At 58.9% G+C, this 14,610-nt stretch carries 2 protein-coding genes; both read left to right on the top strand.

Annotated features, from left to right (window positions below; translation table 11 throughout):
• Positions 1-1,044, top strand: coding sequence for a guanitoxin biosynthesis L-enduracididine beta-hydroxylase GntD (gntD, locus tag FKG94_RS02615; RefSeq protein WP_142902605.1), 1,044 nt, complete (start codon positions 1-3; stop codon positions 1,042-1,044).
• Between the two features lie 49 nt (positions 1,045-1,093).
• Positions 1,094-14,610: non-ribosomal peptide synthetase (locus FKG94_RS02620; protein ID WP_142902606.1), on the top strand; the 13,517-nt coding region annotated here is incomplete at its 3' end.

Genomic DNA, 14,610 nt, shown 5'->3' on the forward strand with positions numbered 1-14,610 from the left:
ATGAGTGAAAATACGTTTGTGACATCCGATGAAGAGTGGGACAAAATACATACGTTGATAAAGTTTTACTTCGACGATTTCAAGGATTTCAACAGTGTTGATTTTTTGAAGAATCTACCGGCCGTCGCTTATCAGCTGCCGGCCAGGTTGGTGAAGTTCCTGAATGATTTCAAATACGATGTTTCCCCCTCCGGTTACTGTATCGTTTCGAACTTGAAAATCGATGATAAGACGCTCGGCTCGACGCCGCCCCACTGGCAGTTGCCTACCAACAATGATACCTGTGAAGAAATCGTGGTCGCCATGTGCCTTATATCAACGATACTGGGCGACATTTTCGGCTGGTTGACCCAGCAGGACGGCCGTATGGTGCACGATGTGCTGCCGATCAGGAACCTGGAGCAGGAGCAGCTTGGCTGTGGTAGCAAAGAAAAACTGTGGTGGCATACCGAAGATGCTTTCCACGAACTGCGGGGTGACTACCTAATGCTGATGTGCCTGCGCAATCATCGCGCTGTACCCACCATAGTGTCGAGGCCGGACTATTCTAAGTTAACGACAAGTCAGCTCGACAGGCTTTTTGAAAAGCACTATACCATCCGGCCCGATAACTCTCACAAGATTGAAAATGAATCTGAATCGCGTGCACTGATGCGTAAAAGCGGAATTTTGGGCGATGTGAGTGCGGCCTACAGAGAAGTGGTGCAGCGGGATACGCAACCGGAGAAAATAGCCGTTCTGTTCGGCGATAGAGACGATCCTTACCTGCGAATTGACCCCTACTTTATGGGGGAACCGGAAAATGCGGAAGCCGGAGATGCCTTGCACACGCTGATTGACCTTATCGACAATGCCATTGTTGAGGTACCCCTGAAGCAGGGGGAGTGCCTGATACTCGACAACTACAAGGTCGTTCACGGCAGGCCGGGGTTCGGCGCCAGCTACGACGGCACAGACAGATGGCTCAAGAGGATCAATATAACCAGAGATATCCGCAAGTGTCACCAGGTATTGCAGGTCGCGCAACCCAGGATTATCTATTGACAGTGTTTTCGTATTGGGAACTGACTTGCTGGACGCTACGGGTTTTGAGATGGCATATCATCAAAATAAGAATGTTAGTACCGTATTAGATAGTTTCGACTATCTCACAAAAAGTATACCCAAAGATAACGCGTATACTTTTTTAAACGAACAGGGGAAGGAAGAGGAGATTTCCTTCGCAGCGCTGTATGAAGAGGTTAATGCAGTGGCCAAAACGCTTGTTGAACTGGGTAATCCAGGCGACAGGGTTTTGATCCTGCTGGAGAGCAGCCTTGAATATGTGGCGGCTTTTTGGGGTTGTCTCTATGCGGGTATGCTCGCAGTGCCGCTGTACGCGCCCAAGCCCAATGACAAGCGGGATAGATTCTCCAGCGTAGTTGCGGATTGTACGCCGGAATTGGCATTTGTCCCCAGTGGTATGTCTGAGCAGGCACTGGATATTCTGCCGGCAGAGCTGCGTTGCATAAAGTATGCACTGGGTGACTTTAAAGATAGCCCTGATGTAAAGCTGCCGGTAGTCAGTCCGGAGGACGTGGCCTATCTCCAGTATAGCTCCGGCTCTACAGGTAAACCGAAAGGTGTGGTGGTCAGGCACCGGAATCTCCTGGCCAATGTTGATGCCCTAAATACCTGTGCGCGAGGTACAGGCGACGATGTGTTCGTCGGCTGGCTGCCTCTGTTTCACGATATGGGGCTTATTTCCATTGCTGTCTGGCCGTTGGTCATAGGCGCGCATTCAGTGTTTTTCTCGCCCATAAAATTTGTGCGACGGCCCCTGTTTTGGTTGCAGACCATTGGGCGGTTTAACGGAACTATATCTTTAGCGCCAAACTTTGCCTACGAACTCTGCGTCTCAAAGGCGCAGGATGCCGATCGGATCAGCGCGTTGGATTTGGCTGGTTGGCGCTTTGCCCTCAATGGTGCCGAGCCGATACAAGAGAAAACCTTGAGTAGCTTTGCGCAGGTGTTCGCTGCTGCGGGGTTCAAGCCGAATGCCTTTGTAGCCGGATATGGCATGGCTGAGGCGACCTTGTTCGTGACCGCCGCTTACAGCGAGGCGGGGCCGAAAATCATCCACGTCGATAATGAAGCACTGCAAAATCGCATCGTCAAAACCACCGGCAGCCCCGGACAGGGGGCTACGGCAATTGTCGGCTGCGGGTGTCCCTCCGCGGACTACGATGTCATTATCGTCGACCCCGACACCTCAACTCGCCTGGGTGAGGACCGCGTCGGCGAAGTGTGGATCAGTGGTGAAAGTATTGCGACTGGATACTGGCGGCGAGCGTCGTTGAACGAAGCGGTTTTTCAAGCGTTTACCGACGGGCGTGCCGGGCCTTACTTCAGAACCGGCGACCTGGGTTTTTTTCATGATCAGCAGCTCTTTCTATCGGGCCGGCTCGCTGACCTGATCATCGTCAACGGCAGAAATGTCTATCCCCACGATATAGAGCTGAAGTCGAGTTCGATAGTCAGTGAATACGGGTTTGGCAACGCGGCTGCGATTGGTGTGGATGATAGAGGTACCCAGGGAGTCGTACTGATTCAAGAAGTCAGAAACAAGGCTGGTGACTTTGACCATCGTGCATTGGCTGAAAGGATACAGGCTGAAATATTCGCTGCATTTGACCTGCTCCTGAAAGCTGTGGTCATGGTGCCGAAAGGGGCCCTGGTAAAGACCACCAGTGGAAAGATAAGGCGCAGAGCCATAAGGGAGCGCTATCTGAGCGGCAGTCTGGCCACCATTTTTACCACGGATGTAACACCGGAATATGACCTTACTCCGAATGTTGAGCTGCGCACGACCCTTGAAAAAGAACTGGCCCAAATCTGGGCTTTGCTACTGGACAGGGAGGTGACGTCCTCACGAGCCAACTTTATTCATTTGGGTGGGGACTCGCTGCTGGTCAACCGCATGATTGCAATGGTGCGGGAAAAGTGGAGTATCGACCTCGATATAACCAGGCTGTTTGAGGAGCCGGTGCTATCCGCGGTAGCGCAGGCTATCCAACAGTGTTTGTCTGTCCGCACTGCTGAAAATAAATCGAGCGAACAAGAGCCGATTGATACGATTGCGCTTTCGCAGCAACAGCAAGGCCTGTGGTTGTCGGATCAGATAGAAGGCGGCAGGGCCAAAAATAATATCTTTTTTGCCTTTCAACTGGAGGGGGAACTCGATCTCCGGGCGTTTGAAAAAACCTGCCGTAAAATGGTCGACCGGCACCCGAGTCTCCGAACACGTTTTTTCGTAGCCGCCGATGCCGAACCGCAACAACAGGTATACGTCAACGCAGAGTTATCCGTCCCGCTAATCGAGCTTGACGAACCGGATGAGGCAAGCACGCAAAAGTGTTTACAAGCGCTGTTGCGAGAGGAGTCTGTAGCCACATTTGATCTCTCGGCAGACTGTATGTTGCGGGCCAAGCTGCTAAAACTTTCCGCCGCCCGTTACGCCGCCCTTTTTACCCTACACCACATTGCGTCGGACGGCTGGTCTGTCGGCCTGTTTTTAAAAGAGTTTGGTGAAATCTACCAAGGCCTTGTAACCGGGCGGGACGCCAGTTTGCCGGTATTGACGGCGCAGTATAAGGACTACGTCATTCAGCAGCGCGGCGAGAAGATGTCAGATCGCACAGGTGCCGATATTGACTACTGGCGCCGGCAGCTCAGTTCGGCGCCGGAGGTGCACAGTCTCCCCCTGGACTTTAAGCGCAAAGAGGCCCAGTCTTATTCCGGTGCAGAGTACAGAACGGCTTTTGATGCGCGGATCACCGAACAGCTAAAGGCACTTTCCCGGCAACAAAATGCAACCCTGTTTATGGGCTTGCACGCGGCTTTTGTCGCTTTTTTAGCTTACTACAGCGGTGAAGAAGACGTTGTCGTCGGAACGTCTTCCGCCAATCGGCACGACGCCGATTTTTACGATGTCATCGGCTGTTTTGTCAATGTGCTTGCGTTGCGGGCCAATATTGACGACAACGACAGTTTTACACAGTTGCTGACCCAATCCAAGCGCCTGTGTTTGGAGGCTTTTCATCACCAGAGTGTTTCTCTCGATCGCCTGATCACGGATTTAAATCCACACAGAAGCTCGTCCTACCAGCCGCTGGTGCAGATACTGTTGGTGCTCCAAAACAACCAGCCGGCTTCACTAACTCTACCCGGGCTGTCATGCCGGTTACTGGAGGCGCCGACCCAGTACTCACAATTTGATCTCACGTTGGAGGTGTCCGAACAATCTGGTGAGTTGGCATTGAGTTGGAAATTTAACCGGGAGATTTTCAGCAGCGTTAGCATTCAACGGCTGGCGGCACGTTTTGAGAGGCTGGTCAGGCAAATGGTGGCACAGCCGGAGCGGGGCGTATTCAGCTTGTCACTACTGTCCGGCGCCGAGCGGGACAGTATAGAAGCTCACGTTGGAGACATCCACAGCCGCCCTGTTGCCACTGCGCTGATGCACCAACGGTTTGAAGCTGCCGTCGAGGCCGACCCGCTGGCGATTGCCCTTACCTATGGTGAGGCAAACCTGAGCTACGGGGAATTGAACCGGCGGGCGAACCAATTGGCGCACTACCTGTTGGCACAAGGCGTCAGGCCCGATACGCTGGTGGGATTGTGCATGATGCCTGCGCCGGAGCTGGTGATCGGCATACTCGGGATATTGAAAGCAGGCGGGGCCTACGTGCCTTTGGACCCCAACAATCCCCGGGAGCGCCTGCAATACCAGTTGGATGATGCCCAACCGGCGCTGATCATTACCCAGCGAGCGGTGCTCGCTGCTGCGCCTGTCCCGCCGGCGCAGTCCTTATGTCTCGACGACAGCGATGTTGAAGCCACCCTGGTTGGCTACAGCGATGAAAACCCCGATCCGGCGACGCTGGGACTCGACGCCGGCCATCTGATGTACGTGATTTACACGTCCGGTTCTACGGGACAGCCAAAAGGGGTATTGGTAGAGCACGGTCACGCCAGTCGCCTGTTCGGCGCCACCGAAGACAGTTTTGGTTTCAACAGCCGGGACGTGTGGACCTTGTTTCACTCGGTGGCGTTTGATTTTTCAGTATGGGAGCTTTGGGGAGCCTTATCTTACGGGGGGCGCCTGGTCATTGTGGACAAGCTGCTGACTCGCTCACCGGAGGCGTTCTACGGGTTGCTGGAGCGGGAAGGGGTCACGGTATTGAACCAAACCCCCAGCGCTTTCAATCAATTCGTCGGCGTGGACCGATCGGCGGGCGAGTCCGGGTTGCGGCTGCGCTATATCATTTTTGGCGGTGAAGCACTGAACCCGGCGCTGTTGCAGCCCTGGGTGGCGGCACACGGCGATGTGGAGCCGCAGTTGATCAATATGTACGGCATTACGGAAACCACCGTCCACGTCACCTATCGGCGCCTGTATCAGGCGGATACGGTTGCTGCTGACAGTGTGATCGGACACCCGTTGCCGGATCTGTCGGTATTGCTGCTGTCCGCTGGGCGGCAGCCGGTGCCCGCCGGCGTCGTGGGGGAGATATATGTCGGCGGTGCCGGCCTCAGCCGGGGGTATTTAAACCAGCCCGGCTTGACCGCGTCCCGTTTTATCGAGCACCCGTTTATCGAGGGACAGCGATTGTATCGAAGCGGCGATCTGGGACGCTACAACGAAGCGGGAGAATTGGTCTACCTCGGCCGCAATGATCAGCAGATAAAACTGCGCGGCTTTCGCATTGAATTAGGTGATATTGAAACACGACTGCTGGCCTACCCGGCCATTGACGCGGCGGCTGTGTTGCTGGAGCGGCGCGTTGAAAAACCGGATCGACTCCTGGCCTATGTCACCGCGACCGAGGGCGCGACCCTGGATGTGCCGAACTTGCACGCCTACCTCGGCGCTCACCTGCCCACTTATATGTTACCCGCGGCGGTGGTCGTATTAGAGTGTCTGCCTTTGACGGCAAACGGCAAACTGGATCGCAAGGCCCTGCTGCAGGCGGATATCGAGCCGCTGCCGTTGACAAACTACGCAGTGCCCGTGGGGCCTATCGAGCAAACACTCGCGGCCATCTGGGCAGAGTTACTGGATCGCGAACAGATCGGTCGCAACGATAACTTCTTTGCCCTGGGCGGCCATTCGCTGCTGGCGGTACGTCTGGTCACCATGGTGCGGCACCGCCTGGGTCGCGAGCTGAACGTGCGGGAGGTATTCGACCAGCCGGTGTTGCGGTCGCTGGCCTATCGGTTGGGCGGGTCGCACTTTGTGCTCCGTGAACGTATTGACGTGGCGGACCGTGGGGAGCCACTGCCGCTATCCTGGGCGCAACAGCGCCTGTGGTTCCTGGCGAAACTGGAGGGGGCGAATGCCGCCTATCATATCCCGGTGGCACTGCGGCTGAGTGGTTCCCTGGCGGTGGCAGCCCTTACCGGAACACTGAACACTATCGTATCCCGTCACGAAGCTTTGCGGACGGTATTCAGAGAAGAGCAAGGCGAGCCCCGACAAGTGATTCTACCGGCGGATCACTTTGCTTTTGTGCAAAAAGATATCAGCGATCTGGACGCAGAAGCTCGCCGGCGCGCACTTGCGGAAGAGATCGAGACGGCGGCGACGGCGGCCTTTGATTTAACGGAGGGACCGCTGTTTCGCGGCCGCCTGTTGCGGCTGGCGGCAACCGATCACGTCCTGTTGCTGACCTTGCATCATATTGTGGCTGATGGTTGGTCAATGCGCGTTCTAGTTGATGAAATCAACGCGCTCTATCGTTCTCATATTGCAAATGAATCGAATCCTTTACCGCCGCCGGCGCTCCAGTATGGGGACTATGCTGCCTGGCAACGCGGCTGGCTGACGGGTAAAGCACTGCAGCGGCAGGAAGCCTACTGGCAATCCCATTTACACGATGCGCCGGCACTGCTGGAGCTCCCCACCGATCGGCGCCGGCCGGCCGTGCAAAGCTATCGCGGCGACAGTATCGCCGTGGTGTTGCCGCCAAATTTGAGCGGACAGGTAAAGGCACTGGCGCGCGCACAGGGGCTGACGGTGCATATGGTGTTGTATGCGGCCTGGGCGACGCTGCTGTCGCGGTTGAGCGGACAGGACCAGATCGTAGTGGGTACACCGGTGGCAAACCGCCCAACCCGCGAGTTGGAAGAGCTTATCGGTTTTTTTGTCAACACCCTGCCGCTGCGGGTTGATTTAGGTGGTGATCCCAGTGTCGGCGAGCTTCTCGCCCGGGTAAAGGCGCTGACGCTGTCAGCGTATACGCATCAGGATGTACCGTTTGAGCGCATTGTGGAAATCACCCAGCCGCTCCGCAGTATGGGGCACAGTCCGGTATTTCAGGTGTTGTTCAATCTCGATAACGAATCCGCTTGTGCACTTGAGTTGCCCGGTTTGCAAACGGCAGCCATGGAAGTCAGCACCTTGATTTCCAAGTATGATCTCAGCCTGTTGTTGGAAGAGAAGGCCCACGGCATTGCCGGACGACTGGAATATGCGACGGATTTGTTTGACCGACAAACGGTCGCGGGTTGGGCGGGCAATTTTACCTGCCTGCTGGAGAATCTGTGCGCCGACCTGGAGGCGTCGGTTCGACAACTGGATTTGCTGCCGGCAACCGAGCGGCATCGATTGGTGTATGAATTCAACCGCACCGCGGTGGCCTATCCGCAAGACAGCCTGATCCACCAACTATTTGAAACACAGGTTGCCGCGACACCGACGGCCACCGCCCTGGTGTATCAGGATCAGACACTGAGTTACGGCGAGTTGAACGCGCGGGCCAACCGCCTGGCGCACTACCTGATAACCCAAGGCGTAACACCGGATACCCTGGTGGGGTTATGTGTAGAACGGGGTCTCGACATGCTGGTCGGTGTGTTGGGCATTTTAAAGGCCGGCGGCGCCTACGTGCCTCTCGACCCCGGCTACCCGGACGCCCGTCTCCGTTACCAGATCGACGATGCGGGACTGGCACTGGTGCTGACGCAAGGCGAGTTAGCCGCGCGCCTGCCGGCCGCGACAGCGCTGTGTCTGGACGATCCGCAGCTACAGCAGACGCTGGCGGCTTACCCTGTGGACAATCCGCCGCCGTCGGCGACCGACCTTACCGCCAGTCACCTGGCCTACGTGATCTACACCTCCGGCACCACCGGCCAACCCAAGGGCAGTCTGCTGACCCACCGGGGCTTGGTAAACCTGTCGCTGGCGCAACAGCGCGAGCTGCGGGTCGAGCCCGACAGCCGGGTGTTGCAATTTGCCTCGGCGGCGTTTGACGCCTCGGTGTGGGAGTGGAGCATGAGCCTGTGCCACGGCGCCCGCCTGGTGATACCGAGTGCAGCGGTGCAAAAGGATCCGCAACAGCTGACAGAATTAGTGGTCGCTGCGGGGGTCACCCACGCCACCTTGCCGCCGTCGCTACTGGCACACCTTGAGCGAGCGAACTGGCAATCGGTACAGGTATTGGTAGTGGCGGGGGAGAGCTGCCCGCTGGCGCTGGCCAGGCAGTGGCGAGAGGGCCGCATGTTTGTCAACGGCTATGGACCGTCGGAAGCGACTGTGTGTTCGAGCATGATGACGTTTACCGAGAGCAGCGAATGCCTGACGATCGGCAAGCCGCTGCAAAATGTGCAGTACTATGTGGTTGAATCCGTCGTTGAAACCACGGATGAGACCACGGATGAAAACGCGGGTAAAAGCGTAGTTGAAAACTTAGCCGAGAGTATAACAGATGCTGCGCGCGAAGGTGCCGATGAGAAGCGCCTGCGCCTGGTGCCGCAAGGTGTCCCCGGAGAATTGCTGATCGGCGGTGCGGGTCTGGCGCGGGGCTATTTAAACCGCCCCGAACTGACGGCGGCCAAGTTTATTCGCAATCCGTTTGACGCCGGGGGCAGCGAGCGACTGTACCGCACCGGCGATCGGGTGCGCTGGACGGCACAGGGCGAGTTGGAATTTCTCGGCCGGGTGGACCAGCAGGTAAGCCTGCGGGGCTTTCGCATCGAGTTGGGCGAGATTGAAACCCATCTGGCGGCCCATCCAAATGTTGCTGCAACCGTGGTGGTTTTGGACACAGGCGATGGCGGCGAGCAGCAGTTAATCGCCTACCTGACGCCGGCCGCCGAACCTAACCCGGCACCGGGGGTGCTGCGCGATTACCTGCACAGTCGCCTGCCGGCGTATATGATTCCCGCCGCCTTCGTCGTTCTGGCGTCGCTGCCGCTCACCGCCAGTGGCAAGGTAGACCGCCGGGGCCTGCCGGCACCGGACGCCGCCAGTTTTCTGCACCGCCGTTACGAGGCGCCGGTGGGTGAGATCGAAGAGGGGCTCGCTGAGGTCTGGCGGGAACTGCTGAGTGTCGAACGGGTCGGGCGCGAAGACAGTTTTTTTGAATTGGGCGGCCATTCCCTGCTGGTGGTGCAGTTGATCGCACGCCTGCAGGCGAAGGGGCTGCAGGCCGACGTGCGGGCGGTATTTACCGCGCCGAAGCTGCGGGAATTGGCGAGGGCAATAAAAAAACAGTTGCACGGCAACTTTAAGGCGCCTGCCAACCGGATACCCGCCGACTGCACCGCCCTGACACCGGACCTGTTGCCGTTGGTGAGTCTCGAGCAGGCCCAGATCGATGAGATCGTAGCCCGCATACCGGGCGGCGCCGAAAATATCGAAGATATCTATCCGCTGGCTCCATTGCAGGAGGGCGTGCTGTTTCACCATATGCTCAGCGAGCCGGCCGCCGGAGACACCTATATCCTGCCCATTCTGTTGGCCGCCAATGACCCGGCCCTGTTGCGACAGTTGCCGGACGCTCTGCGAGCAGTGATTGCCAGGCACGATGTGTTGCGCACGGCGGTGCTGTGGGAAGGGTTACCGCAGGCGGTACAGGTGGTGCAGCGAAGCGCCGAGCTTGCGGTCACCGCCATCGAACTGGACCCGGACATCGATCCCCGCACCCAATTGCAACAACGCATCGCACCGGAAAAGCTTTGGATGGCGTTGTCGCAGGCACCGCTGTTGCAGTTGGAGACCGCGGCCGATCCGCAATCGGACCAATACTTCGCCATTATCTACCTGCATCACATCGTCAACGATCATGTGGGGCTGGAGGTCCTGATTGAAGAGCTGGGTTTGTTTCTGGAAGCGGACGCACTCGCGTTGCCCGCGCCGATTCCCTACCGGGAATTTGTCGCCCATACCCTGGCGCTGGCGCAAAGCGCAGATACCGCGGCCTATTTCCGCGCGCGCCTGGGCGATGTAGAGGAACCGACACTGCCGTTCGGCCTGGCGGATATTCAGGTGCAGGCGGCGCAGATCAGCGAGGCCCGGTTGGCGGTCGAGCCGGCGTTGGCGGCGGCCATTCGCGCCCGGAGCCAGCGTCTGGGCGTCAATGCGGCGAGTGTCTTTCACCTCGCCTGGGCATTGGTGGTGGGTCGCTGCAGCGATCGCGATGACGTCGTGTTCGGCACGGTTTTATCCGGGCGCCTGCAGGGCACCCGCGGTGCCGAGCGAATGCTGGGACTATTTATCAACACCTTGCCGCTGCGGCTGTCGTTGCGCGGGTCGGTCTCGGACTGCCTGGAGTCGACTTACCGCGAGCTGGTGGGACTGCTGGATTACGAACAGGCGTCGCTCAACGCGGCCCAGGCCTGCAGTGCGCTGGTGGGGGACACGCCGCTATTCAGCGCGCTGATCAATTACAGGTACTCGGGCATCACCGAAACTGATAACCGTTTAAATGCGTCAGGTATCGAAGTGCTGGTCGCCCAGGAGCGGGGCAACTATCCCTTTGATCTGTCGGTGGATGATTTTGGCGCGGCGGGTTTCAGGCTGGTGGTGCAGGTGGAAGCGGCGCTGGACCCGCAGCGTATCGCCGCCTATATGCACTGCGCACTGGAGGGCATTGTCGACGCTCTGGAGCGGGCGCCGCAGCGTTCGCTGGCGGAACTCGATATCCTGCCGCCGGCCGAACGCGAGTGTTTGTTGCACACGTTCAACCGCAACGGCGGCGCGGCGATCGCTCCCGCCTTGATTCACCAGGTGTTTGAGGCGCAGGTTCTACGCGACCCCGAAGCCCGTGCCGTCGAGCACGGCGACGCGCACCTCAGCTACGGCGCCCTCAATGCCCGGGCCAATCAACTGGCCCGCTATCTGCGTGAGGGCGGTGTCGTCCCCGGCGATCGAGTGGGATTGTTGTTGCCGCGCTCACTGGACTTTGCCATAGCGATGCTGGGTGTTTTAAAAGCCGGCGGTGTCTACGTGGTGCTGGACCCGGAGCATCCCGGGGCGCGCCTGCAGCAAATTGGCGAGCGGGCGCAACTGCACACCTTGATCAGCGGCCGGAGCCTGGCGCCGGCGTGGTGGGCCGGTAACCTGTTGTGTGTAGACGCCGCAGAGGTACGGAGCGCCCTGGCCCGCCAGTCAGTTGATAATCCGGACGTGACACTGGACGCGCGCGCGCCGGCTTTTGCATTCTTCACCTCCGGCTCCACCGGCACGCCCAAAGGCGCCCTCAACAGTCATGCCGGTGTCGTCAACAATATGCAGGCCATGGCGCGGGAGCTGGCACTGACACCGGCGGACCGGGTATTGCAATTTGCATCGTTGGGCTTCGATGTCGTGATCGAAGAGCTGTATCCGGCCTGGTTCGCGGGCGCGACGGTGGTGCTGCGCGACGAAGAGGGGCTGCTGGACTGCGAGCAGTTACAGGCGCTGTTGCGGCGCACGGCGGTCACGGTATGCGAGCTGATAACCGGTTACTGGGCGCAATGGCTAGCGTATCTGTGCCAGCGGCGGCTGCGGCCGCCGGCGACGTTGCGCCGCCTGATGGTGGGCGGCGATCGGGTGGCGCTGTCGCTTTATCAACAGTGGCGGGCGTTTGGGATTCCACTGATCAATGTCTTTGGACTGACAGAGGCAGGTTGTACCTCGCTGGTTTATGCTGCTGGTTGTCGAGAGCCTTCAGCTTTGGATAGAGAGCCTTCAGCTTTGGATAGAGAGCCCTCAGCTTTAGATAGAGAGCCTTCAGCTTTAGATAGAGAGCCCTCAGCTTTAGATAGAGAGCCTTCAGCTTTAGGTGAAGAGCCCTCAGCTTTAGGTGGAGAGCCTTCGGCTTTAACCCGGGAGCTTTCAGCACCAGAAAAAAAACCTTCAACTGCAAGTAAAAGTCGCTCAACGCCGACCGAAAAAACGGCGGCTTACTTACCCTGCGGCCGTCCCCTCGTCAATACCCAGGCCTATATACTGGACCGCCGCGGCGAGCCGGTGCCCCTGGGTGTCGTGGGTGAACTCTATCTCGGCGGAGCGGGTGTGGGTCTCGGTTATCTGGACGAGCCCGAGTTAAGCGCGGCCCACTTTGTGCCGCATCCGTTTGATCCAACTTCGGGTAACGTCTGCAGAACCGGCGATCTGGCGCGCTGGCGGGCAGACGGTGAGTTGGAGTTTATCGGGCGGCGCGACTGCCAGGTAAAAGTGCGGGGCTTTCGCATCGAACTGGAGGAAATCGAAGCGCAATTACTGCGCGACGCCGCTGTGGGTGCAGCGGCGGTCGTGTTGCACGAAGAGCAAGACCGCGGCAATACCGCCACCGAGCCCGGTCATTTGATTGCCTGGGTCAGCCCGGCCGACAGTGCCGGCTTGGACACCGAACAGGTGCGGCGCAACCTGGCGCAACGGCTACCGGCTTATATGCTGCCGGCGGCGATTTTCGAGCTGGCTGTCTTGCCGTTGACCGCAAGTGGCAAGGTGGATCGCCCGGCACTGCCGGCGCCGGATCTGCGGGCCCTGGCGGCGGCCTACGAAGCGCCGGTGGGCGCCACCGAAACGGTGTTGGCAGAAATTTGGCAAGCGCTGCTCGGGGTAGAACAAGTCGGACGGCACGACAATTTTTATCAACTGGGCGGCCACTCCCTGCTGGCCATCCGCCTGGTGACAAGCGTGCAATATCGCCTGGGCCGGGCGTTGAGCCTCCGGGACGTGTTTGAATACCCGGTGCTGAAAGACTTGGGCCACCAGTTGGATGCTGCGCACTTTATCACCCGGCAACCGCTCGAGGTGGTGGCCAGAGACGAGCCGCTGCCGCTGTCCCGGGCGCAGCAACGGTTGTGGTTTATCGCCAGGCTCGAAGGCGCCACCGCGGCCTATCACGTGCCCGGCGCCCTGCGCTTAAACGGTTCCCTGTCAGTCACCGCGTTAAACGCAACACTGACGACCCTTGTGATGCGCCACGAAGTGTTGCGCACCGTGTTTACCGAGGTGCACGGCGAGCCCCGGCAAGTGATTGGGGCGGCGCAGGACTTTGTGTTAACCCAACTGGATTTAAGTCATCTGCGCGGCAAGGCCCGCCGGCGGGCGGTCAGGGCGCAGGTGCAGGAAGAGTCGACAGCGCCGTTCGATCTGAGTCAGGGTCCTTTGTTTCGCGGCCGCCTGCTGCGGTTATCGACGCGCGAGCACGTGTTGCTGTTGACCCTGCACCATATCGTCGCCGACGGCTGGTCCATGGACATATTGATCCGCGAAATCAATACCTTGTACCGGGCCTACTGCGCCGGCGCAGTCAACCCGTTGCCGCCGCTGGCCATTCAATATGCGGATTATGCGGTCTGGCAGCGGCGCTGGCTGGCGGGTGAAGTGCTGGAGCGGCAGGAAACCTATTGGCAAAACCATTTACAGGAGGCGCCGGCGCTGCTGGCGTTGCCCACCGACCGGCCGCGCCCGGCACAGCAGAGCTACCGCGGCGACAGTGTTGCGGTAACGCTGGCGAGCGATACAGTCGCACAGGTCAAAGCGCTGGCGCAGGCGCAGGGCTTGACGGTGCATATGGTGTTGTTGGCCGCCTGGGTCGTGGTGTTATCGCGGTTAAGCGGGCAGGAGCGGATCGTGGTGGGCACGCCGGTGGCGAATCGCCAGCGCCACGAGTTGGAAGGACTGATCGGCTTTTTCGTCAACACCCTGCCGCTGTGTGCCGATCTCAGCGGCAATCCCACCGGCGTCGAGTTACTGCGGCGAGTCAAGGCACTGAGTCTGGCAGGTTACGCGCACCAGGACGTACCGTTTGAGCGCATAGTGGAAGTGATGCAGCCGGCCAGGAGCATGAGCTACAGTCCGCTGTTCCAGGTGTTGTTCGATCTCGATCACGAATCGCAAACCACGCTGTCGCTGCCGGGGTTGCAGTTGCAGGCCGAGGCCGTCGAAACCGCCGCTTTCAGCGCGCGTTTCGATCTCAGTCTGTCGCTGGTGGACGGCGCCGCGGGCATCGGCGGGGTATTGCGCTATGCGACGGATTTGTTCGATCGCAAAACGATTGTGCGGTGGGCGGACTATTTCACGCGCGTGGTAGCCGCGCTGGTAAGCGATGTCGAAATACCGGTACAGCTTTTGTCGTTACTGCCGGACAGCGAACGGGATCAGTTGCTGCGCAACGGGCGCCACCCGACCGCCGTCAAAGCCTCTGTCGCACCGAAAGTGGAGCTATTGCACGCACTGTTCGAGGCTCAGGTGCGTAAACACGGTGCGGCCCCCGCCGTGATTTACGAAGAACACACCCTCAGCTACCGGCAGCTAAACCGGCGCGCCAACCGGCTGGCCCGTTACCTGATGGC

This window comes from Exilibacterium tricleocarpae, assembly GCF_007004655.1.
Lineage (GTDB): Bacteria > Pseudomonadota > Gammaproteobacteria > Pseudomonadales > Cellvibrionaceae > Exilibacterium > Exilibacterium tricleocarpae.